Raw genomic sequence first — 23067 nt, 5'->3', positions numbered from 1 at the left:
GGCGTGGGGAATCCCGGAATCCGTCGCCATGGGGTATTGACACCCGAACTGGGGGCGACGACCATTGTCGGCACGAGAGGTCCACGCAGGATCTGCCTCCCCGGGGAATCGGGTCGTCCGGAGATACGCGCTGGTGTGTCACACCCGCTCCCCGGGCGTCTCCGGGGAGGCATCTCGTAACCTCGTCCGGTGCACACCACCATCGTCGCCCCGGGCCTCCGCCGTCTCGCCATCGCCCTCTGGGTCGTCGCGGTGGCGCTCGTCCCCCTGGCACTGCTCGGTGGCAGCAACCCGTGGCTCGTCCCGGTCCCGAGCATCTGCATCGCGTTCGTGGCGTGGGCCGCGCTCTGGCGGCCGCGCATCGAGCTGACCCCCGAGCACCTGCGGATCGTGGACGTCCGCCGCACCAGCACCTACACGTGGTCGCGCGTCACCGAGGTGCGCACGAAGTACGGCATCGAGGTCGTCACGAGCGAGGGCGTCCGCCGCGTCTGGATCGCGACGCGCCCGACCGCGCGGCTCACCGCGCAGGTCCAGGGCCGACCGGGAGGCCCGGATCACCTCGACGTCGACGCTGCGGCCGCGCAGATGCTGGCCCTCGTGCCCGCCACGGCTCCGCAGGACGGCCCGCCGCCCGCGACCGTGACGGCGGCGCCAATAACCCACCGGGTGCACGGGTGGACGGTCCTGGCGTTCGTCGTGCTCGGGATCGCGGCGTCGCTCGCGGCGGCCCGGCTGTAGCGTCCCGGCGTCCACTCCCCCGCCGACGCAGAACGACACCCCCGACGTCGTGCGACGTCGAGGGTGTCGTTGCGGGTCGTGCGACCGCAGGACTACTTGGTGTAGCCCACGTCCTGCCACTTGACCGAGTACTGCTGGAACTGCGCGGGGCCGTAGTTCACGAGGTCCTTGCGGACACCCCAGGCGTACGGCTCGGCGAACAGCGGGATGGTGCCGGCGACGGCGACGATCTTCTTGTCGATCGCCTGCGCGTCCTTGATGCGGGCGTCGGCGTCGAGCTCGGCGTTCGCCTTGTCCCATGCCGCGCCGAGCGAGTCGTCCGTCACGCCGGTGTAGTTCTGGCCGGCGTCGGCGGGGTAGTAGATCGACTTGAGCGACGAGATCGGGAACGGCGTGCCCTGCCACGCGAAGTACGTGGCGTCGAAGTCACGGCCGTCGGTGGTGATGTACTTCGTGAAGAAGTCGTCCGAGGGCACGGTGTCGATCGTGACCTTGAAGCCGGCGAGCTTCGTCTGCTGCTGCACGAGCTGCGCGACGTTCGCCGAGTTCGGGTTGTCCGACGGGATCACGAAGCGGACGTCGAGTTCCTTGCCGCCCTTGGTCGCGTAGCCGTCCGAACCGACCTTCCAGCCGGCGTCCTCGAGCTTCGACTTCGCCTTGTCGGTGCTGTAGCCGTAGACCGACGAGACGTCGTCCTGGTAGCCCTCCTGACCGGGCAGGTACGTCAGGTTGTTGAGCACGTCACCCGGGCTCTTCACCGGCGACAGGATCGCCTGGGCGAGGACCTTGCGGTTGATGGCCTGGGCGAACGCCTGGCGCACGTCCTGGTCCTTGAAGACGTCCGAGGTGCCGTTCAGCGTGATCTGCCGCTGCGTGGTGCCGAGCGAGCGCTCGATCTTCGAGTCGGAGCGCGAGTTCGCCGTCTTGAGGTTGTCGGCGCTGCCGTTCAGGTTGAACGCGTCGAGTTCCTTGTTGCCGTACGCCTGCGCGACGCCGTCACGCGAGACCGTCTTGAAGACGATGGTGTCGAGCTTGCCCTCGTCGCCCCACCACTTCGGGTTCTTCTCGAAGGTGAGCACGCCGCCGTTGGCGTCGAAGGACTTCACGATGTACGGGCCACCGGAGACGTAGGTCTTGCCGTCAGCGGCGTACGGACCCTTGGCCCAGGCCGTGTTGAAGTGCTCGGGGGTGTCGACCGCCCAGTACGGGTAGATGGTGCCGAGGACACTCGCCCAGTCGGCGTTCGTCTTCGAGAACGTCATGATGACGTCGCGCTCGTCGGAGCCCTGCTTGACGGAGTCGACGTCCTCCCACACGTTGGTGGCGAGGGGTGCGAAGGCCTTGTTCGTGCCGTTCAGCGCCTTCCAGTTGGCGATGACGTCCTTCGCGCTGATCGGGGTGCCGTCGGACCACACGGCCTTCGGGTTGATCTTGATCTCGACGGTCTGGGGCGAGTCCTTGGTCAGCTCGACCGAGGTCGCGAAGTCCTTGTTCGCCTCCCACTCGCCGTTCTCCTTGAACTGGATGAAGCTCGGCAGGTAGGTCCCGGCGATCGTCTGGTCGTCGACGGTCCCGGAGTCGAGGTTGTTGATCTGGAAGTTCGCCGGCGCGGTGTCGATCGGCAGGGTGATCGACCCGCCGTCCTTGACGTCCGCGCGGTCCGCGACGGTCCAGCCGGTCGACTTCAGCGACGACTCGGCGACCGCGGAGCTGCTGTTGCCCGCCTGTCCACCGCCGGAGCAGCCGGCCAGCACGACGGCCGCAGCCGCAGCGGTGGCCAGCACGGCGATGCCCTTGATCCTCTTTCGCATGGCGAGGATTCCCTTTCGTTGTGGTTCGCGCAGTTCGCGCTGGAACGCGGCGACCCCCGCCGCCACGCCTGTTGGTTGAGAACCCTAGTCACATCCGAAGGCTCCACAAGGGTTGATGTGGGGAATCGAAACATGCTCGTAACGAATGTTGCATAGCGTCACAACGGAAGTCCCACCCCTCCGTCGCGAGCGGCTAACCTGTCGCCACCGACAACGCCGTCCGGACGGACGGCCGCACCCCACGAGGTCCCAGTACATGCTTGCCTTCATCGCAAAGCGGATCGTCAACTACATCGTCCTGACGATCGTCGCGACGACCCTCGGTTACATCCTCGCCAGCAGCACGCTCAACCCGGCTGCCCGGTTCCTGGGCCGCAACCCGGCCGTGCCGCAGGGCACGATCGACGCGTCCCTGCGGAAGCTCGGTGCCGATCCGGACACCCCGCTCATCGTCCGGACGTGGACCTGGTGGTCGAACCTCGTGACGCACGGTTCGCTCGGCATGAGCACCCGCGGCACCGAGGTCACGGCCGACATCGTCGCCCGCTCCGGTACGAGCCTGCGCTTGCTGGTCATCGGCACCCTGCTCGGCGCGATCCTCGGGGTGCTGCTCGGCGTGTGGAACGCCGTCCGCCAGTACCGCACGTCGGACCAGGTCTCGACGTACCTGTCGTTCGCCGTGCTCGCCACCCCGACCTTCGTCATCGCGGTCGTCCTGATGATCCTCGCGACCGCGATGAACCAGGGGCTCGGCACCCAGGTGATCCGGTTCACGGGTGAGTACACGCCGGGGGTGAACGGGTTCTTCCCGGTGCTCGGCGACCGGCTGATACACCTGCTGTTACCCACGATCTCGCTGACCGTCGGCGCCGTCGCCACGTACTCGCGGTACCAGCGCTCCGCGATGCTCGACGTGCTGTCGAACGACTTCATCCGCACCGCGCGGTCGAAGGGCCGGACGCGTGGATCGGCCATCATGCGCCACGGCGTCCGCGTCGCCCTCATCCCGATGTCGACGTTCTTCGCGTACTCGTTCGGGCTGATCCTGACCGGCGCGAGCATCACCGAGCTGGTCTTCAGCTGGCACGGCATGGGCGAGTACTTCGTCCAGGGCATCACCAACAACGACATCAACGCGGCCTCGGGCACGATCCTCTTCACGGCGATCCTCGTGCTCATCGCAGGAACCCTCGCGGACCTGCTCTACGCCGCGCTCGACCCGCGAGTGAGGGTGTGACCCGTGTCTGTTCTCGACCCCACGACCACGACCACTGCCGGTGACCCCGGTGACGGCAACGCCGGCACCCCGGCGCACGTCATCGAGGTCAAGGGCGGCCGCACGCCGCTCTGGCGCAAGGTGTTCGGCACCTGGCGTGCCCGCATCGGTGGCGGCGCCCTGCTGCTCATCCTGCTGTGGGCCTTCGTCGGCCCGCACCTGTACCACTGGAACGCCGTCGACTCCGACGGTCTGGCGTTCGGCATGCCGCCGAGCGCCGCGCACTGGTTCGGCACGAACGACATCGGCCAGGACATCTACGCGCAGACGCTCGTCGGCCTGCAGAAGTCGCTGCTCATCGGCCTCATCGCCGGTCCGGCCGCCACGCTGATCGCCGGCATCGTCGGTGCGATCGCCGGCTACTTCGGCGGCACCGTGGACCGCGTGCTCGTGTGGGTCATCGACCTGCTGCTCGTGATCCCGTCGTTCTACGCGCTCGTGCTCCTCAGCCCGGTGTTCAAGAACCTGACGTGGGTGGCGCTCATCGTCGGCCTCGCGGTGTTCAGCTGGATGGTGATGGCCCGCGTCATCCGCGGCCAGACGATGTCCCTGCGCGAGCGCGACTACGTCAAGGCCGCTCGCTTCATGGGGGTGCCGGCGTTCACGATCATCCGACGGCACATCCTGCCGAACGTGGCGTCCCTGCTCATCATCGACGCGACGCTCGGCGTCGGGGCCGCGATCCTGGCGGAGAGCTCGCTGAGCTTCTTCGGCTTCGGCATCCAGATCCCCGACGTCTCGCTCGGCACCCTGCTCGCCGCCGGCAGCCAGTCCGCCGTCACCCGCCCGTGGCTGTTCGTCCTGCCCGCCGCGACCCTCGTCGCGACCGTGCTCTCGACCAGCCTGCTCGGCGACGCCCTGCGCGACGCCATCGACCCCACCTCCGGAGCCAACCGTGACTGAGCCGCTGCTGACCGTGTCCGACCTGTCGGTCACGTTCAACCCGAAGACCAAGCCCGTCTACGCCGTCCGCGGGGTCGACTACACGGTGGCCCCCGGCGAGTTCCTCGGGATCGTCGGCGAGTCCGGCTCCGGCAAGTCGGTGTCCTCGATGGCCGTGATGGGTCTGCTCCCGTCGTCCGCCCACGTCGAGGGCAGCATCCGCTTCGACGGCCAAGAGCTCTTGGGCAAGAACGACCGCGAGATGTCCCGCCTGCGCGGCGGCGACATCGCGATGGTGTTCCAGGACCCGCTGTCCGCCCTGACGCCCGTGTACACGATCGGCCAGCAGATCATCGAGGGGCTGCGACTGCACGACCGCTCCCTCACCCAGCACGCCGCCCGCACCCGCGCCGAGGAGCTCCTGCGCGTCGTCGGCATCCCGAACCCCGCTCGGCGGCTCGACGCGTTCCCGCACGAGTTCTCCGGCGGCATGCGGCAGCGCGCGATGATCGCCATCGCCATCGCGAACGACCCGAAGCTGATCATCGCCGACGAGCCGACCACCGCGCTCGACGTCACGATCCAGGCGCAGATCCTCGACGTGCTGCAGACGGCGAAGGACATGACCGGCGCCGCCGTGGTCCTGATCACGCACGACCTCGGTGTCGTCGCCGGCAACGCGGACCGCGTCGCCGTGATGTACGCGGGCCGCATCGTCGAGACGGCTCCGGTCGAGCCGCTCTTCCGCGAGCCCGTCATGCCGTACACGATCGGGCTCCTCCGCTCGATGCCGAACATGACCGCGGCCCGCACCGAACGACTCGTCCCGCTCGAGGGCCGCCCGCCCCTGCTCACGCAGAAGCCGACCGGCTGCCCGTTCGCCGACCGCTGCCCGGCGGTCATCGACGCCTGCCGCGACGGCGAGCCCGCGCTGGTCGAGCCGACCGTCCCGCAGAGCGGCGACAACCCGGTCCTGACCGGGACAGTCCCGACGATCGGCAACGGCACGCTGCTCGACGACCACACCGCCGCGTGCATCCGTCGCGACGAGATCGCGGCGGGCACCCTCGAGCGGTCGGAGATCTTCCCCCGCCCCGAGGACATCCCCGAGGCGGCGGTCGACCACGGCGACGACGTCGTGCTCGAGCTCACCGACGTCGTCAAGACGTTCCCGCTCACCAAGGGCGCGCTCTTCCGGCGGCAGATCGGCGAGGTGCACGCGGTCGACGGCATCTCCCTGACGCTGAAGCGCGGCCAGGTGCTCGGGTTGGTCGGTGAGTCCGGCTGCGGCAAGACCACCACGATCATGGAGATCCTCGAGCTCGCCGGCGCGCAGCAGGGCACCATCCGGGTGAACGGCGTCGACACCGCGTCGCTGTCGAAGAAGGACCGCCTGGCGATCCGCCGCGACATCCAGGTCGTGTTCCAGGACCCGATGGCGTCGATCGACCCCCGGCTCGACATCGGTTCGGTGATCGGTGAACCGCTCACGGTGCACGGGGTCGCGAAGGACGAGATCCGCCGCCGGGTCCGCGAGGTCCTCGAGCTCGTCGGGCTCGAGCCCAGCTACATCGACCGGTACCCGCACGAGTTCTCCGGCGGCCAGCGGCAGCGCATCGGCATCGCCCGGGCGCTCATCGTCGAACCGAAGATCCTCGTGCTCGACGAGCCCGTCTCGGCGCTCGACGTCTCGGTGCAGGCCGGCGTGATCAACCTGCTCGAGGACCTGAAGCACCGCCTCGGCCTGTCCTACCTGTTCGTCGCCCACGACCTTTCCGTCGTCCGGCACATCGCCGACGACGTCGCGGTCATGTACCTCGGCCGCATCGTCGAGTACGGCGACGGCGACAAGGTGTTCTCCGACCCGCAGCACCCGTACACGCGGGCCCTGCTGTCGGCCGTGCCGGTGCCGGACCCGTCCGCCGAGGCCGCCCGCGGGCGGATCCTGCTCGACGGCGACCTGCCCTCCCCCACCGAGCGCATCGACGGCTGCCGGTTCCGCACCCGCTGCCCGCTCTACCAGCTCCTCGACGAGGGTCGGCAGGAACAGTGCCGCACCGTCGACCCGCGTCTGCAGGACGTGCACGGCCGCGGCGTCGCGTGCATCCAGACCGACCAGGAGCACCTGCTCACCGAGCGGGTCGGCGCGGTCGTCTGACGACGCGGGTCACGTTCACCGCTCCACCTGGTGAGCAGGAATGGTCGGGTCCCGTTCGCGGACCCGACCATTTCTGCTCACCAAGCGCGGCAGTGGACGTGAGCCGCAGACGGACGGGAGGCCCGGCACACGTCGTGCGCCGGGCCTCCCGTCCGTCTCGTGGTCGCGATCGCGAGCCGCGTCAGGCTCCCAGCCACAGGCTGAGCAGCGAGGCGGCGAGCAGCGCCAGCGCCGCTGCGCCGACCGCCAGGGCCGGCACGTCCCAGCCGCGCACGGCGTCGCCGTCACCGGCGACGGCACGCTGCTCCGCCCAGCGGTCGAGCAGCACGGTCATCTCATCCGGCTGGCGCAGCACGGCACGCTCGCCGCGCCGGGCCGGCTTCGGCCGGGGCAGCGACGGACCGCCCCAGCACTGCACGCGACGGCCGGCGACCGTCTCGATGACGATCTGCCAGCGGAGCTTGACGTCGGCGACCGCGTGCCACGGCACCACGGTGCGGCGGAGCGGGTTGACGACGGTGACGGCCGTGTCGTCGATGCGGATGCACGGGCGGTAGGTGAGCACCCACAGGACCCAGACGAGCACGGCGATCGGTCCGACGGCGTCGAGCACCACGATCCAGCTGCCACGCACGGCCGCGTCGACCAGCAGGAAGAGGCCCAGGACGGCGACGAGGCCGGCCGCCACGGCGCCTCCGCGACCAGCGCGGAGGACGACGGGACGTCCGGCCTCGTTCGTGTCCAGCAGGATCAGCGTCCGAACTCGAACCCGGCGCCGGGGATGGCGGCCAGGAGGTCCTTCGTGTACTGCTCCTTCGGGGCGGCGAAGACCTCGTCGGTCGTCGCCTTCTCGACGATCTTGCCCTGGCGCATGACGCACACGTTGTCCGCGACGAGGCGGACGACCGCCAGGTCGTGCGTGATGAACAGGTAGGTCAGGCCGAGTTCGGTCTGCAGCTCCGTCAGCAGGTCGAGGATCTGCCCCTGCACGAGCACGTCGAGCGCGGAGACGGCCTCGTCGAGGACGATGACCTCCGGCTTGAGCGCGAGCGCGCGGGCGACGGCGATGCGCTGCCGCTGCCCGCCCGAGAGCTCGTTCGGGTAGCGGTTGACCATCGACTTCGGCAGCGCGACCTGGTCGAGCAGCTCGAGCACGCGGGCCCGACGCGATGCCTTGTCGCCCACCTTGTGCGTCGCGAGCGGCTCGGCGATCGTGTTCCCGACGTTGTACATCGGGTCCAGCGAGCCGTACGGGTCCTGGAACACCGGCTGCACGCGGCGGCGGAAGTCGAAGAGGTCCTTGCCCTTCAGCGCGCCGATGTCGATGCCGTCGAACTGCACGGTGCCGCTCGAGATGCTCTCGAGCTGCAGCACCAGCTTGGCGACGGTCGACTTGCCCGAACCGGACTCGCCGACGAGCGCCGTGGTGGTGCCCTTCGGGATCGCGAACGACACGTCGTCGACGGCCTTGAGCTCGCGCGTGGCGAGGCTCTTGCCGCGCAGCTTGTAGATCTTCTCGAGGTTCTTCACCACGATGAGGTCCTCGGCGGGACGGTGCTCGCGCTCCTGCGCCCGGGCGATGAGCTCGGCGTCGTCGTTGCCGGCGTCGGCGATCTCGATGCGCTCGTGCTGCACCTTCGACTGGATGCGGCGGCTCGCGAGCGAGGGCGCCGCGGCGACCAGGCGCTGCGTGTACGGGTGCTGCGGGTTGGCCAGGATCTCCTTCGAGGGACCGGCCTCGACGACCTGGCCCTTGTACATCACGACGAGCTTCTCGGCCCGCTCGGCGGCGAGGCCGAGGTCGTGCGTGATGAACAGCACCGAGGTGCCGAAGTCGCGGGTCAGGCTCTCGAGGTGGTCGAGGATGACGCGCTGGACCGTGACGTCGAGCGCGCTCGTCGGCTCGTCGGCGATGAGCAGCTGCGGGCGGCTCGACAGACCGATGCCGATGAGCACGCGCTGTCGCATACCGCCGGAGAACTCGTGCGGGTACTGCTTGAGGCGGGTCGAGGCGTCGCCGAGGCCCGCTTCCTTCAGGACCTCGATCGCACGGTCGCGGACGGCCTTCTTGCCGGTGGCCATGCCGTTCGCACGGATCGCCTCCTCGACCTGGAAACCGATCGACCACAGCGGGTTGAGGTTCGACATCGGGTCCTGCGGGACGTAGCCGATCTCCTTCCCGCGGATCTCGGACATCTCCTTGTCGCTCAGCCCGACGAGCTCGCGCCCGTTGAACTTGATCGACCCGCCGGTGACCTGGCCGGTGCCGGGCAGCAGCTTGATGATCGCCTGGGCGCTCGTCGACTTGCCGGAACCGGACTCGCCGACGATGGCCAGGCGCTCGCCCTGCTCGAGGGTGAGGTCGACACTGCGCACGGCCTGCACGAGACCGGACTGCGTCTTGAAGCCGACCTGCAGGTCGCGGATCTCGAGCAGCGGGGCGCCGTCGGCGTTGGTGCGTCGGCCGGTGGGGTTGGTCAGCGTCTCGCTCATCGGCGGGCCCTCGCCTTCGGGTCGAGCGCGTCGCGCACCACGTCACCGAGGAGCAGGAACGCGAGCACGGTGATGGACAGCGCGGCCGACGGCCAGAAGATCGTCGACGGGTTGGTGCGGATCGACGTCTGCGCCGTGCCGATGTCGAGACCCCAGCTGAGGGCCGACGGCGGCAGTCCGATGCCGAGGAACGACAGGGTCGCCTCGGCCACGATGAAGGAGCCGAGCGAGACGGTCGCGACCACGATGACCGGAGCCAGCGAGTTCGGGATGACGTGGCGCAGCAGCGTCTTGAACCGGCTGACGCCGAGGGCCGCCGACGCCATGACGTAGTCGGCCTGCTTGGCGCTCAGGACAGCACCACGCATGATGCGGGCGATCTGCGGCCACGCGAACGCGGCGAGCACGAGCGCGACGGTGATCGCGTTCCGCGCGGGGATGACGGACATGATCACGATCGCACCGAGGACGGTGGGGATCGAGAAGAAGATGTCGCCGATGCGGGACACGATCGTGTCGAGCCAGCCGCCGTAGAAACCGGCCAGCGCGCCGATCACGATGCCGACCAGCGACACCAGGACCGTCGCGACGATGCCGACGATGAGCGAGTTCTGGGCGCCCCAGATCACGCGGGCGTAGACGTCGGAGCCCTGGCGCGTGAAGCCGAGGATGTGCCCGGCCTCGGGTCCGCCGTCACTGTTGTCGAGGTTCGACGCCCGCGGGTCGACGTGGGCGAAGAGCCCGGGGAAGACCGCGACGACGATGATCAGCAGGATCAGGATCGAGGAGATCCAGAACGTCGGACGGGTCCGCATGGACTCCCAGGCGTCGGTCCACAGGGAACGGGTCTTCTCGTCCTCGTTGACCTGGTCGATCGCCTGCAGGGGCGTTTCCTCCAGCGGGGCGACGAAGTGCGTCGCCGAACGGGGTGCGGCGTTACTTGGCATAGCGGATCCTCGGGTCCAGGACGGCGTAGAGCAGGTCCACCAGGAGGTTGGCGAGCATGAAGATGATGACCATCACGGCGACGAAGGAGACCACCGTCGGGCCCTCGCCGAGCTTGACGGCGCGGAACACCGTGCCGCCGACACCGTTGATGTTGAAGATGCCCTCGGTGACGATCGCGCCGACCATCAGGTTGCCGATGTCGACACCCAGGTAGGTCACCACGGGGATGAGCGAGTTCCGGAAGATGTGCACGCCGACCACACGACGACGGGGCAGGCCCTTCGCGGTCGCGGTGCGCACGAAGTCCGCCGTGGTGTTCTCGGCGACGCTGGCGCGGGTGAGGCGCACGATGTAGGCGAACGACACCGTCGCGAGCACGATGGCGGGCAGGACGAGCTCGGACCAGGGGGCCTCTCCGGACACCGTGACCCGGAACAACCCGAGCTTGATGCCGAACACGTACTGCAGCAGGAACCCGACGACGAAGGTCGGCACCGAGATGAGCAGGAGCGACACGACCAGGGCGGTGGCGTCGAACAGCTTGCCCTTGCGCAGACCCGCGATGACACCGACGACGATGCCGGCGACGGCCTCGAACACGAGCGCGAGGATCGCCAGGCGAGCGGTGATCGGGAACGCCGAGGCGAGCTGCTGGCTGACCGGCAGACCGGAGTAGGTCACGCCGAGGTCGCCGCGGAACACGCCGCCGATCCAGAGCAGGTACTGGACGATGAACGGCTTGTCCAGGTTGTACTGCTGGCGCAGGGTCTCGATGACCTGCGGCGACGGCTGGCGGTCGCCGAACAGTGCTGCGATCGGGTCGCCGGGCAGCGAGAACACCATGAAGTAGATGAGGAACGTGGCCCCGAAGAACACGGGGATGAGTTGCAGGAGGCGCTTGCCGAGGTACCAGAGCATCAGATCCCTGCCCGGTCCGGAGCGATGTCGATCAGGTTCATTGTGGTGAGGGGTGGACGTTCCGAGGGTCGGCACGGATGTCCGGTTCGGGCGGCGGCGCCCGATGTGGTGGGGGAAGGTGTTGCCGCCGAGGTACGGGGGTTCGGGGACCTGTGCGGTCCCCGAACCCCCGTCCGGTGGTCGCGAGGCAGGATACCTGCCCACGCGGTGCTCTCGAGGAGAGCGGTGTTACTTCGTGACCTCGATGTCGTAGTACAGCGGCACCGAGTTCCAACCGAACTTCACGTTGGACACGTTGTCGGCGTTCCAGACACCGGTGACGTTCGAGTACCAGAGCGGGATCTCCGGGAGGTCCTTGAACAGGAGCTCCTGGGCCTGGTCGAAGGACTTGTTGCCCTCTTCGACCGTGGCGGCCGAACGGCCCTCGGCGAGCAGGTCGTTGTACTCCTTGGAGTCGTACCGCGAGTAGTTGTTCGACGAGCCCTCACCCATGGTCGGGCCGAGGAAGTTGTACAGCGACGGGTAGTCGGCCTGCCAACCGGTGCGGCTGCCGCCCGTGAGCTTGTCGTTCGTCTGGAGGTCAAGGGCCTCCTGGAACGTCGGGATCGCGTTGCCCTCGGCCTTGATGCCGAGCGTGTTCGAGATCGAGTTCGTGACCGCGGTCACCCACGCCTCGTGCCCACCGTCGGCGTTGTACGTGATGGTGAGGGTGTCGTCGTACTTCGAGATCTTGTCGGCCTCGGCCCACAGCTTCTTGGCCGCGGACTCGTTGTAGTCCAGGACGTCGGAGCCGTCGAGGTCGTCGTTCCAGCCCGCGATGACCGGCGACGTGAAGTCCTTCGCCGGGGTGCGCGTGCCGTCGAAGATCTTGTCGGTGATCTGCTTGCGGTTGATGGCCATCGAGACGGCCTCACGACGCAGCGTGCCTTCCTCGCCCTTCCAGTGGTCGAGGTAGTACGGCAGGTAGATCGCCTGGAAGATGGCGGCCGGCTGGTTGACGTTCGAGTCCGGGAAGTCCGACTTGTACGTCGCGAAGGCTGCATCCGGCACGGCGTCGAGGACGTCGAGGTTGCCGCCCTGCGCGTCGGAGTACGCGGTGTCCTGCGAGGCGTAGAACGTGATCGTCAGACCACCGTTCTTCGGCTTGCGCTTGCCCTCGTAGTCCTTGTTGGTGACGAGCTTGATGGACTGGTTGTGCGTCCAGGCCTTCTTGCCGTCGAGCTTGTACGGACCGTTGCCGATCGGGCTCTCACCGAACGCCTTGGTGTCGTCGTAGAACGAGGACGGCAGCGGCACGAACGCCGAGTAGCCGAGCGACAGCGGGAAGTCCGACTGGGCCGACTTCAGCGTGACGGTGAACTCGTCGTCGTCGACGACCTTGAGGCCCGTGAGCTCCGAGTCCTTGTCGGCGTTGTAGCCCTCGATGTTCTCGAAGAAGTAGCTGGCGCCCTGGGCGTTCGACTTCTGCGCGGCCCAGTTCCAGGCCTTGGTGAAGGACTCCGCGGTGACCTTCTCGCCGTTCGTGAACGTGTAGTTCGTGTTCAGCTTGATGTCGAAGGTCTTCGAGTCATCGGTGTCGATGCTCTTCGCGACCTCGTTGACGGACTTGCCGTCGGCGTCGTAGGACACGAGGCCCTCGAAGAGCGAGTCGATGATCTTGCCGCCACCGGTCTCGGTGGTGTTCGACGGGATCAGCGGGTTCTGCGGCTCGCTGCCGTTGGTCGTGACGATGCCGGAGGCGTTGGACGAGCCCGAGCCACCCCCACTGTTGCTGTTGCTGGAGCAGGCGGTCAGGGCGAGTGCTGTGGCCCCGAGCACGGCGAGGGCTGTGAGCCCGGCGCGCTTCTTGATCAAGGTTCCTCCTGGTGCATGGGACGCGCAAGGGCACAGCGGTGTCACCCGGGCGCGTTTGACATCTGCACTGTAGGCAAGGTGGACAGCAGCCTCCAAACCCTGGAGCGAACGGTTACAAGCCGGTAACCAACTTGCACGATCCTTGCGAGAAGATGCAAGATTCGCGCGCGTGCTGAACGCCCTCGCGCTTTTGTTGCATCTGCATGAAATTCGTTGCACTGCGACACAGTTCTGTGCAAGGAAGACCTGTCCCGAGTCCCCCTCAGGACCCGGGCATCCGCGCCGCACCAGCCGTACCGTGAACACGTGCTCGCGAACGACATCCCCCATCTCCACGTCCCCTCCTCCCCCACCGTCAGCGGTGATCCCAGGGACGGCGGAGCGGCCTTCGTCGCCGTCTCGCGTCCGGACCTCGAACAGGACGCCTACCGCAGCACCATCGAACGCGTGACCGGCGAGGGCGCGGTCCGCTGGACGTCCGGCGACCGCGATTCGTCGCCGACACTGTCCCCCGACGGTCGCTCGCTCGCCTTCCTCCGGTCCGTCCAGGACGACCACGGCGTCGCCCACCCACAGCTCGCCGTCGCACCGGTGCACGGCGGCGAGGCCCGCGTCCTCACCGCGCTCCCCCTCGGTGCCGGCGACCCCGTCTGGTCGCCCGACTCGACACGTGTCGCGGTGACCGCACGGTTCCCCGAACCCGGGCGCTACGGCTCCGCAGTCCCCGGCGGCGACCGTCGCCCGGCAGCGGCCGCCGAGGCGCCGCGGCTCGTGTCCCGGCTCGACTTCCACGTCGACGGCACGGGGTACCTGCTCGACAAGCCGCAGCAGATCGTGGTCGTCGACGTCACCGACCCGGCAGCGGCACCGGTGGACTCCCCGCTCACGAGCGCGCCCTGCTCGGTCTCCGCACCGGCCTGGTACCCGGACAGCGGCGCGCTCCTCGTCGTCGCCCCGCGAGACCTCGGTGTGCGTGAGACCCACGACGACGACCTGTACCGCGTCGACGCGTCCGACGGCACGATGGCGCTGGCGATCCGGACCGAGGGTTCGGTCAGCTCGATCGCGATCGCCCCGGACCGTACCGTCCACTACGTCGGGGCGTCGCACCGCGACGGGCGACTGGTCGGCGAACCCGAAGGGCTGTGGGTCGCGGCCCACGACTCCGAACCGGTCCGACTGACCGCCCGCGAGACGGTCGACGTCTCCGGGACGCCGGTGTTCCACCGCGACGACGTCCTCGTGCAGGTGCTCGACCGCGGCACCGTCACCGTCCGTCGTGTCCCGGCCGGCACGACGGACCCGCTCCGGCTGGACCAGCTGGGGGTCGTCCTCGGGGGCCGTCTGGTCGTCTCGGGCTTCGACGTCGACCGGGACGTCCTGGTCGCCACGGCGGCCACGACGGACTCGCCCGGCGAGGTGCACGTGGTCGACCTCACGGCATCCGACGATGCGTTGCCGACGGTCCTCACCGACTACGCGGCCCCGCTCCGGTCCGAGGCATCGGCCCCCGGTGTCCGCCGCATCGAGGAGCTCACCGGGAACGCTGCCGACGGCACCCCGGTGCACGGCTGGGTCGTCCTGCCCGAGGGCGAGGGGCCGCACCCCGTCCTCCGGGTGGTGCACGGCGGACCGTTCGGCCAGGACACCTGGGCGTTCTTCGACGAGGCGCAGGTCTACGCCAGCGCCGGGTACGCCGTCGTCATCGGCAACCCGCGAGGATCCGGTGGCTACGGGCTCGACCACGGCCGCGCGGTCATCGGGGCGATGGGCACCGTCGACGTCGACGACGTGCTCGCCCTGCTCGACGCAGCGCTCGAGCGCCCCGACCTCGACGCGGCACGCGTCGGCATCATGGGCGGCTCGTACGGCGGGTTCATGACGAGCTGGGTCGCCGCACACCACGGCGAGCGGTTCGTCGCCGCGTGGAGCGAGCGCGCCGTGAACGCGTGGGACTCGTTCGCGGGCAGCTCCGACATCGGTTGGTACTTCGCCGACGCGTACGTCGGCGCCGACCCGGAAGAGCAGCGTCGCCGGAGCCCGCTGACGTACGCCGCGCAGGTCACCATCCCGTTCATGGTCGCGCACTCGGAAGCGGACTGGCGCTGCCCGATCGAGCAGGGGCAGCGCCAGTTCGTGGCCCTCCGGCGCGCAGGAGTCGACGCGTCGTTCCTCGTGTTCCCCGGCGAGGGCCACGAGCTCTCCCGCTCCGGTACGCCGTGGCACCGCGTGCAGCGGTTCGAGCACGTCCTCGCCTGGTGGGCGGAGCACCTGCCCGTCACGCCGGTGGACGCGGGTCGCTAGGCGAACGCCTCCACCGGCGGGCACGCGCACACCAGGTTGCGGTCGCCGTACGCCTGGTCGATCCGGCGCACCGGCGGCCAGTACTTGCGGCCGCTGATGCCCGGCAGCGGGTAGACAGCCTGCTCGCGGGTGTAGGCGTGCTCCCACTCCCCCGAGATCACCGACGAGGCCGTGTGCGGGGCGTGCACGAGCGGGTTGTCGTCCGCCGGCCACTCCCCACGCTCGACGGCCGAGGCCTCGGCACGGATGGCGAGCATCGCGTCGACGAAGCGGTCGAGCTCGGCCAGGTCCTCGCTCTCGGTCGGCTCCACCATCAGGGTGCCGGCGACCGGGAACGACATGGTCGGGGCGTGGAAGCCGTAGTCGACCAGGCGCTTCGCGACGTCGTCGACGGTGATGCCGGTGGTGTCGCGCAACGGCCGCAGGTCGAGGATGCACTCGTGTGCCACGAGGCCGTCCTCGCCCGTGTAGAGCACCGGGAACGCGTCGCGCAGTCGTGCCGCGATGTAGTTCGCCCCGAGCACAGCGGCTTCGGTCGCACGGGTGAGGCCCTCCAGCCCCATCATCCGGACGTAGGTCCACGTGATGGGCAGGATGCTCGGGCTGCCGTACGGGGCCGCGCTGACCGGGCCGCCGGCGTGCGCCAGTCGGCCGTCGGCCTCGGCCGCGGTCGAACCGGGCCGTCGGTCGGCCTGCTGGGCGAACGGGTGCCCCGGCAGGTACGGCGCCAGGTGCGCCTTCGCCGCGACCGGACCGACACCGGGTCCGCCACCGCCGTGCGGGATGCAGAAGGTCTTGTGCAGGTTGAGGTGCGAGACGTCGCCGCCGAAGTCGCCGAAGCGGGCGTGGCCGAGCAGGGCGTTGAGGTTCGCGCCGTCGACGTAGACCTGCCCGCCGGCGTCGTGCACGGCGTCGCAGATCTCGCGGATGTCGTGCTCGTACACGCCGTGGGTCGACGGGTACGTGATCATCAGCGCCGCGAGGGTGTCGGCGTGCTGTTCCGTCTTCGCGCGGAGGTCGGCGAGGTCGACGTTGCCGTTCTCGTCGCAGGCGACCACGACGACCTTCATGCCGGCGAGCACCGCGGACGCGGCGTTCGTACCGTGCGCGCTCGACGGGATGAGGCAGACGGTGCGCTCGGTGTCGCCGTTCGCCAGGTGGTACCCGCGGATCGCGAGGAGTCCGGCGAGCTCACCCTGGCTGCCGGCGTTCGGCTGCAGGGACACGGTGTCGTACCCGGTGACCTCGGCCAGCCAGGACTCCAGGTCACCGATCATGTCGAGGTAGCCCTCGACGTCGCCGCGCGGCGCGAACGGGTGGATGTTCGCGAACTCCGGCCACGTCACCGCGGCCATCTCGGTCGCCGCGTTGAGCTTCATCGTGCAGCTGCCGAGCGGGATCATGCCCCGGTCGAGCGCGTAGTCCTTGTCCGCCAGGTGCTTCAGGTACCGCATCATGCGGGTCTCGCTGCGGTGTGCGCTGAAGACGGGGTGCGTCAGGTACTCGCTCTCGCGCAGCAGACCGGCCGGGAGGCCCGTGGCCGCGTCACGCACGGTCGCCTCGATCGCGGGGACGGTCACGTCCACCGCCCCGAACACGCCCGCCAGTCGGGCGACGTCGTCGGGCGTGGTCGTCTCGTCGACGGAGAGCTGGAACACGTCCTCGTCCACCTGGTGCAGCAGGAAGTCCGCGTCCTGCGCTGCGGCGACGAGCGCCCCGGCACGACCGGTGGCCCGCAGGGTGAGCGTGTCGAAGAACGCGTCGTGCACGACCTCGAGCCCGGCGTCACGGGCGACCGCGGCGAGCGCCGACGTCGTCCGGGCGACCCGGTTCGCGATGAGCCGCAGCCCCTCGGGTCCGTGGTACACGGCGTACATCGAGGCCATGACGGCGAGCAGGACCTGCGCGGTGCAGATGTTGCTCGTCGCCTTCTCGCGGCGGATGTGCTGCTCGCGGGTCTGCAGGCTGAGGCGGTAGGCCATCGCACCGTCGGCGTCGAAGGACACCCCGACCAGGCGACCGGGCAGTTGGCGCTCGAGTCCGGCGCGGACGGCGAGGTACCCGGCGTGCGGGCCGCCGAAGCCGAGCGGGACGCCGAATCGCTGGCTCGTGCCCACGGCGACGTCGGCGCCGAGGTCGCCAGGGCTGGCGAGCAGGGTCATGGCGAGCAGGTCGGCCGCGACGACGGCGATGCCGCCCCCGGCGTGGATGCGCTCGATGATCGACGACGGGTCGACGATCCGGCCGGAGGCACCGGGGTACTGCACGATCACGCCGAAGGCGCCGTCGAGCTGCTCGTCGGTCGGTCCGGCGATGGGGTCGAACGCACGCAGCGTGATGCCGACGGCGTCGGCGCGGTGGTCGAGCAGCGCGCGGGTCTGCGGCAGCAGGTCGTCGTCGACCAGGAACGCGTCGCCCTTGACCTTGGACGCGCGGCGGGCGAGGAGCATGCCCTCGACCACGGCGGTGCCCTCGTCGAGCATCGAGGCGCCGGCGGTGGCCATGCCCGTCAGGTCGGAGACCATGGTCTGGAAGTTGATGAGCGCCTCGAGTCGGCCCTGCGAGATCTCCGGCTGGTACGGCGTGTAGGCCGTGTACCAGCTCGGGTTCTCGAGCACGTTCCGCTGGATCACGGCGGGGGTGTGGGTGCCGTGGTACCCGAGGCCGATCATGGCCCGGCGGACGGTGTTGCGCCCGGCCTTCGCGCGGAGTTCGGCGAGCGCCTCGGTCTCGCCGACGGCGGCGGGGATCACCGAGTCGGTGACGGGCGCCGCGTGGATCGACTCCGGGATCGCCGCACGGACCAGGGCGTCGAGCGACGGCCGGCCGACGGTGTCGAGCATCGTCTGCTGGTCGGCCGGGGTGGTGCCGATGTGGCGGTCGGCGAACGAGGTCTGCAGGTTCTGGAACCCCCGCTGGTCGTCGGGGCCGGTCATGCGATGGACGCCCGGTACGCGTCGTGGTCCATCAGGTCCTCGGGGAACGAGGTGCCGTCGACCTTGATCTTCACGAGCCAGCCGGTGCCGAACGGGTCCTGGTTGACCGTGTCGGGGGCGTCGACCACGGCGTCGTTGACCGCGACGACCTCGCCCTCGATCGGCGCGAAGAGCTCGCCGACGCTCTTGGTGGACTCGATCTCGCCGATCTGCTCGCCCGCGGTGGTGGCGGTGCCGACGGCGGGGAGCTCGACGTAGACGACGTCACCGAGCTGCTCGGCGGCGTGGTCCGTGATGCCGACGGTGACGGTGTCGCCCTCGACGAGGAGCCACTCGTGGTCGGCGGTGTACTGGAGTGCGGTCTGGTCGCTCACGGGATCAGCCTTTCTGAGGACGGCGGTAGAAGGGGAACGCGGTGACGGTGCTGGGGATGGCCGTTCCGCGGACGTCGATGTGCAGGACTTGTCCCTCGGTGGCGAGCGCCGGCTCCACGAAGGCCATCGCGACCGGGTGGCCGAGCGTCGGCGAGAGGGCTCCCGAGGTGACGGTGCCGACGACCGCGCCGTCGTGGACCACGTCGTAGCCGGCACGCGGGGCGCGGCGGCCCTCGGTGACGAGCCCGACGAGCACGCGGGCGTCGTCCGACGGCGCAACCCCGGCAGCGCCGACGAAGTCACCGCTCTTGGCGACCACGCGGCCGAGGCCTGCCTGGGCGGGACGCACGTCGGTGCCGAGCTCGTGCCCGTACAGGGGCATGCCGGCCTCGAGCCGCAGGGTGTCGCGTGCCGCGAGCCCGGCGGGGACGACACCGCGGTCGGCACCGGCCTCGAGCAGCGCGTCCCAGATCGCCGGGGCGACCTCGGGTGCGCTGTACAGCTCGAAGCCGTCCTCGCCGGTGTACCCGGTGCGGGCGACGAGCACCTCGGAGCCGTCGAACACGGCGTGCAGGGCGCGGTAGTAGCCGAGGTCGTCGAGGGGGCTCTCCGGCTGCAGGCGGTCGGCGACGACGAGGGCGTCGAGCGTGCCGGCGGCCGCGGGGCCCTGGATCGCGACGAGTGCGGTGCTGTCCGAGTCGTCCGACACCGCGATGTCGAACCCGTCGGTGCGCGCGGACAGTGCGGCGACGGCGACCTCGCGGTTCGAGGCGTTCGCGACGACGAGGAACACGTCGTCGTCGGTGCGGTACACGACGAGGTCGTCGAGGATCCCGCCGTCCTCGGCGAGCAGCAGCGAGTACTTCGCGCGGCCGAGCGGCATCGCGCCGAAGGAGCCGGCGAGCGCGTGGTCGAGGAACGCGACGGCGTCCGGACCGGTGACGCCGATCTCGGCCATGTGCGACAGGTCGAAGACCCCGGCCGACTGGCGCACGGCGTGGTGCTCGGCGAGGTCGGACGAGTAGCGCACGGGCATGCGGTACCCGGCGAAGTCGGTGAAGGTCGCACCGGCGGCTTCGTGCGCGGGTTCGAGCGGGGACGAACGCAGTGGCGTCGGACTCATGGCGGAGTTCTCCTGGCATCAGCAGGGCCCGGCGACGATCGCCGGGTGGAACTCCCCCTCTGTCATGGGCCTGAGAGTTTCACCGCGGCCCGTGAGGTCCGGCGGCTTTCACCGTGGGCGAGACGACTGAGCGTCTGCTTTTCAGAGTGGCCTGTCCGCTGCGGTGTGGGACCTGAGAGATTGACGGGGGGATTGCTCCTTCGGTGCCGTGCGTGCGCCCATGGGCACTGCACGGCGTCTCCCGCGACGGATGAGCGGCCGGTGTGTTCAGTTGTCCGCGCCGAGCATACCGAGACCGCGTTACGAACGTGTGTCGCGTGCCGGCCTTCGACATCTCGTAGAATGCGGGGATGGCCGGACAGCGATCACGCCCCAGGGGGCAGCTCGAGCAAGCGGTGCTCGACGCGCTCCGCTCCGTGACCGACGGCCTCACCGCACGACAGGTGCTCGATGCCTTCCCGGAGCCCCGGCCGGCGCTGACCACCGTGCTCACCGTCCTCGACCGGCTCGGCCGCAAGGGCCAGGTGGAGCGGCAGGAGCACGACGACGCCCCGCTGAGCTTCCGTGCCGTGCACAGCCGCGACGAACAGACCGCGTCCCTCATGTCGAGTGCGCTCGCCGCCTCGGCCGACCGTGAAGCAGCGTTGCTGCAGTTCACCGGCTCGCTCGCCTCCGACGACCTCGAGGCCCTGCGCCGCGCCCTCGACGCCCGCGCTCGTTCCTGACCGGGGTCGCTCCGTGGTCGTCGCCGGCATCGCGCTCATCGTCCTCGCCCTGCTGGTGGTCGTGTTCGCACCGCGGGTGCTGACCCGGTCCGCCTGGACCATCGACCGCCCGCGCACCGCCCTGGTCTGCTGGTCGCTCGCGGTGCTGCTCGGCGTCGTCGGGTTCGTCGCCGGCATCGCCCTCGTCGTGCTCGCCGACCGCCCGCTCACCGAGCTCCTCGGCGGTGACGGCTCCCCCACGCACGGCTTCAACGTCGGCGTCGCACTGCTCGCGGTCATCGCGTTCGTCGTCGCCGTCCGCGTCCGGCCCGGGCCCGAGCACGAGGCCGTCCGCCAGGCCATGCGATCGGGCGTCGCGCCGCACCGCGAGATCGACGGCACCCCGGTGGCCGTCGTCGACGCGGACCACGCCCTGGCCTGCGCCGTGCCCGGGCGGAGCGGCGGTGTGCTGGTCAGCACCGGCTTGGCAGACCGGTTGCGGACGGACGAACTGGAGGCCGTGGTCGCCCACGAGCGCGCCCACCTGACCCAGCACCACGCGGCTGCGGTCGCGGTCGCCGAATCGATCGAACGTGCGGTCCCGTGGGTGCCCGGTGCGCGCGCCATGGCGCGCTCGACGCGCGTCCTCGTGGAGTTCGCGGCCGACGACGCCGCGGCCCGACGTGTCGGACGCGACGCCCTGCGCCGGGCCGTCCTGGTGGCGGACGAGAGCAGCGCGCTCGGGGCGATCCGAGCCTCCAGGCTTTCCTGAGCGAGCACGTGTCGGAGGCGAGGCATATGGTGATCGGACCGTGAAGCCACTGACCGAAGCCGACATCCGATCCTCGTTCGTCAACGCCACCCCCGACGAGCTCGAGCAGCTGCCGATCCCCGGCCTGCACGAGATGCTCTGGGACGAGCGCGAGTTCCTGGGCTGGCGCGACCCGCAGGCCGCCCGCCGCGGGTACATCGTGTCCTGGATCGACGACCGCCCCGTGGGCATCATCGTGCGGTCCGCGGGCGGATCCCTGCGCGCCGGCATCGCCGCGATGTGCTCGTTCTGCCACTCCCCCCAGCCGGCGACGCAGGTGCGGCTGTTCTCGGCACCCCGTGCGGGCGAGGCCGGGCGCAACGGCAACACGATCGGCACCTACATCTGCGAGGACCTCGGGTGCTCCATGCTCATCCGTACCGCTCCCCCGCACCTCAACCCGCCGGCGACGATCGCGATGCGCGGTGCCTCGCTGCTGCAGCGCGTGCAGAACTTCACCGCGGACATCATGAAGTCGGCGTGAGCCGCTTCGGCACCGCCCGCTGGGCCGTGGTCGAGGAACTCGGCGACGGCCGTTGGCGCCTCACCCTGCGCGACGAGGCCGACGACGAACTCGGTGCGTTCGGCCTCGGGGTCGAGGGTCCGTGGGACCCGGACGTCGAACTCCACGTCGGGTTCGTGCTCGTGCAGCTCGGGCTGACCCTGCGGGGTGCACAGCCGTGGCACGTCGACGAGCTCGGCGACCACCGGGCGCCCGTGCTCGCGCTCGCGCTCGGCTGAGCGAAGCGCTTCCAGCCGGGCGTCGCTCAGTCGGCGTCGCTCAGTCGGCTTCGACGAAGTTGCGCAGGATCTCGCGGTCGTCGTCGGCGCGCATCGCCCACGACAGCTCGCTGCGGTGATCGCTGTCGGTCAGCGGCAGCAGCACGACGGTGTCCGGTGCGGCGAGCGCGGCACTCTCCGGAGCGACGGTCACGCCGAGTCCCGCACCCACCAGGTGCAGGACGGTGGCCCAGGTCGTGGCCTCCTGCACGACCACGGGCCGTCGACCACCGGCGGTGACCGGGGCGAGGTTCCGCTCGGTCGCGAGCGAACCGGCCACGGCCGGGAAGAACACGAACGGCTCGTCCACGAGCTCGGTGCCGCGGATCGCCGCACGGCCCGCGAGCCGGTGTCCGCGTGGGACCGCCGCGACGAACGCCTCGGTCCGGAACGGCAGCAGCCGCACGGCGGGGTCCGGATCCGGGTCGCGCACGACGGCCAGGTCCAGCTCGCCCCGCACGATCCGGGCGAGGAGCGTCGACGAGTAGCCCTCGGTCAGGTCCACACGGACCAGCGGGTACCGCGCACGGAACGCCTGCACCCGCTCGATCGGCCCGAGGGGCAGCGCGGAGACGACGAACCCGACGTCGAGCCGGCCGGCCTCGCCCCGCCCGACCCGGACCGTCTCGTCGAGATCGCGGCGCACCTGCCCGAGCAACGACCGCGCACGACCCTGCAGCGCCTGGCCGGCGGCGGTGAGGGCGACGCTGCGGCTCGTCCGGACGAACAGGTCGACGCCGAGTTCGCGCTCGGTGCGGCGGATCTGCTGGGACAGCGCCGGCTGCGCGATGCGGAGGCGCTCGGCCGCGCGCCCGAAGTGCAGTTCGTCGGCCACCGCCAGGAACGCCCGGAGCTGGCGGAAGTCGACGTCCGGATCCCGATCCATGCACGCAGCCTATCGATCGAAGCGAACGAGTATTGGACGTGACCTCATCCGGGTCGGAGGATGGACAC

19 protein-coding genes and 1 riboswitch are annotated in these 23067 nt (G+C 70.0%); of the genes, 9 read left to right on the top strand and 10 right to left on the bottom strand.

Features of this window, described 5'->3' with window-relative positions; translation table 11 throughout:
• Positions 1-189: 189 nt before the first annotated feature.
• Positions 190-741 carry a PH domain-containing protein gene (locus ITJ69_RS03880; protein WP_194672049.1) on the top strand — a complete coding sequence of 184 codons (552 nt, stop codon included), beginning with the start codon at positions 190-192 and terminating at the stop codon, positions 739-741.
• Positions 742-833: 92 nt separating this feature from the next.
• On the opposite strand, the gene ITJ69_RS03875 is transcribed toward ITJ69_RS03880, so the two are convergent.
• Positions 834-2552 carry an ABC transporter family substrate-binding protein gene (locus tag ITJ69_RS03875; RefSeq protein ID WP_194672048.1) on the bottom strand — a complete coding sequence of 573 codons (1719 nt, stop codon included), beginning with the start codon at positions 2550-2552 and terminating at the stop codon, positions 834-836.
• A 256-nt stretch (positions 2553-2808) separates the two neighbouring features.
• Here ITJ69_RS03875 and ITJ69_RS03870 point away from each other — a divergent pair, with 256 nt between their 5' ends.
• Genes ITJ69_RS03870 through ITJ69_RS03860 form a run of 3 tightly spaced genes read left to right on the top strand, consistent with a single transcriptional unit; the run spans position 2809 to position 6868 of the window.
• Positions 2809-3789: an ABC transporter permease gene (locus ITJ69_RS03870; RefSeq protein WP_123938965.1), complete on the top strand. Its 981-nt coding sequence runs from the start codon at positions 2809-2811 to the stop codon at positions 3787-3789.
• Positions 3790-3792: 3 nt separating this feature from the next.
• Complete coding sequence (locus ITJ69_RS03865; protein ID WP_123340697.1) at positions 3793-4731, top strand: ABC transporter permease; 939 nt, start codon at positions 3793-3795, stop codon at positions 4729-4731.
• Complete coding sequence (locus ITJ69_RS03860) at positions 4724-6868, top strand: dipeptide ABC transporter ATP-binding protein (protein ID WP_123294114.1); 2145 nt, start codon at positions 4724-4726, stop codon at positions 6866-6868. The genes ITJ69_RS03865 and ITJ69_RS03860 overlap by 8 nt, the downstream gene beginning before the upstream one ends.
• A gap of 181 nt (positions 6869-7049) precedes the next feature.
• Here ITJ69_RS03860 and ITJ69_RS03855 read toward each other — a convergent pair whose 3' ends face one another.
• The 5 genes from ITJ69_RS03855 to ITJ69_RS03835 all read right to left on the bottom strand — a co-directional run bounded on the left by ITJ69_RS03855 (position 7050) and on the right by ITJ69_RS03835 (position 13081).
• On the bottom strand, positions 7050-7556 hold the full coding sequence (locus tag ITJ69_RS03855; protein WP_133936894.1) for a PH domain-containing protein: 507 nt from the start codon (positions 7554-7556) through the stop codon (positions 7050-7052).
• 62 nt (positions 7557-7618) lie between these two features.
• Positions 7619-9361: a dipeptide ABC transporter ATP-binding protein gene (locus tag ITJ69_RS03850; RefSeq protein WP_131878322.1), complete on the bottom strand. Its 1743-nt coding sequence runs from the start codon at positions 9359-9361 to the stop codon at positions 7619-7621.
• Positions 9358-10308: an ABC transporter permease gene (locus ITJ69_RS03845; RefSeq protein WP_123938969.1), complete on the bottom strand. Its 951-nt coding sequence runs from the start codon at positions 10306-10308 to the stop codon at positions 9358-9360. The genes ITJ69_RS03850 and ITJ69_RS03845 overlap by 4 nt, the downstream gene beginning before the upstream one ends.
• Positions 10298-11227 carry an ABC transporter permease gene (locus ITJ69_RS03840; RefSeq protein WP_123938970.1) on the bottom strand — a complete coding sequence of 310 codons (930 nt, stop codon included), beginning with the start codon at positions 11225-11227 and terminating at the stop codon, positions 10298-10300. The genes ITJ69_RS03845 and ITJ69_RS03840 overlap by 11 nt, the downstream gene beginning before the upstream one ends.
• Before the next feature lie 228 nt (positions 11228-11455).
• Positions 11456-13081 carry a peptide ABC transporter substrate-binding protein gene (locus tag ITJ69_RS03835; protein WP_194672047.1) on the bottom strand — a complete coding sequence of 542 codons (1626 nt, stop codon included), beginning with the start codon at positions 13079-13081 and terminating at the stop codon, positions 11456-11458.
• A gap of 306 nt (positions 13082-13387) precedes the next feature.
• On the opposite strand from ITJ69_RS03835, the gene ITJ69_RS20870 reads away from it, so the two are divergent.
• Positions 13388-15385, top strand: coding sequence for a S9 family peptidase (locus ITJ69_RS20870; protein ID WP_194672046.1), 1998 nt, complete (start codon positions 13388-13390; stop codon positions 15383-15385).
• Here the strand turns inward: ITJ69_RS20870 and gcvP are convergent.
• Genes gcvP through gcvT form a run of 3 tightly spaced genes read right to left on the bottom strand, consistent with a single transcriptional unit; the run spans position 15382 to position 19818 of the window.
• Positions 15382-18321, bottom strand: coding sequence for an aminomethyl-transferring glycine dehydrogenase (gene gcvP / locus ITJ69_RS03825; RefSeq protein WP_228504725.1), 2940 nt, complete (start codon positions 18319-18321; stop codon positions 15382-15384). The two genes, ITJ69_RS20870 and gcvP, sit on opposite strands and share 4 nt — an antisense overlap.
• Positions 18318-18695, bottom strand: coding sequence for a glycine cleavage system protein GcvH (gene gcvH / locus ITJ69_RS03820; protein WP_123294121.1), 378 nt, complete (start codon positions 18693-18695; stop codon positions 18318-18320). The genes gcvP and gcvH overlap by 4 nt, the downstream gene beginning before the upstream one ends.
• A 4-nt stretch (positions 18696-18699) precedes the next feature.
• The gene (gene gcvT / locus ITJ69_RS03815) at positions 18700-19818 is read right to left on the bottom strand and encodes a glycine cleavage system aminomethyltransferase GcvT (RefSeq protein WP_194672045.1); all 1119 of its coding nucleotides are present in this window, start codon (positions 19816-19818) and stop codon (positions 18700-18702) included.
• 151 nt (positions 19819-19969) lie between these two features.
• Positions 19970-20072, bottom strand: a riboswitch (glycine riboswitch).
• Positions 20073-20168: 96 nt separating this feature from the next.
• On the opposite strand from gcvT, the gene ITJ69_RS03810 reads away from it, so the two are divergent.
• The 4 genes from ITJ69_RS03810 to ITJ69_RS03795 are packed head-to-tail and all read left to right on the top strand — an operon-like array spanning position 20169 to position 22074.
• Positions 20169-20543 (top strand): BlaI/MecI/CopY family transcriptional regulator, encoded by a 375-nt coding sequence (locus ITJ69_RS03810; protein ID WP_111084962.1) that lies wholly within the window; start codon positions 20169-20171, stop codon positions 20541-20543.
• A gap of 13 nt (positions 20544-20556) precedes the next feature.
• Positions 20557-21294 carry a M48 family metalloprotease gene (locus ITJ69_RS20865; protein WP_111084961.1) on the top strand — a complete coding sequence of 246 codons (738 nt, stop codon included), beginning with the start codon at positions 20557-20559 and terminating at the stop codon, positions 21292-21294.
• Between the two features lie 40 nt (positions 21295-21334).
• Entirely contained in the window at positions 21335-21817 is a 483-nt protein-coding gene (locus ITJ69_RS03800; RefSeq protein WP_123673093.1) for an FBP domain-containing protein, read from the top strand.
• The gene (locus ITJ69_RS03795; protein WP_194672044.1) at positions 21814-22074 is read left to right on the top strand and encodes a hypothetical protein; all 261 of its coding nucleotides are present in this window, start codon (positions 21814-21816) and stop codon (positions 22072-22074) included. Before ITJ69_RS03800 ends, ITJ69_RS03795 begins: the two co-directional genes overlap by 4 nt.
• Before the next feature lie 40 nt (positions 22075-22114).
• Here the strand turns inward: ITJ69_RS03795 and ITJ69_RS03790 are convergent, their stop codons facing one another.
• Positions 22115-22999 (bottom strand): LysR substrate-binding domain-containing protein, encoded by an 885-nt coding sequence (locus ITJ69_RS03790; protein ID WP_194672043.1) that lies wholly within the window; start codon positions 22997-22999, stop codon positions 22115-22117.
• Positions 23000-23067 lie beyond the last annotated feature (68 nt).

It is taken from the genome of Curtobacterium sp. VKM Ac-2887 (assembly GCF_015350935.1).
GTDB lineage: Bacteria > Actinomycetota > Actinomycetes > Actinomycetales > Microbacteriaceae > Curtobacterium.
This window is presented reverse-complemented; position numbering and strand designations above follow the sequence as displayed.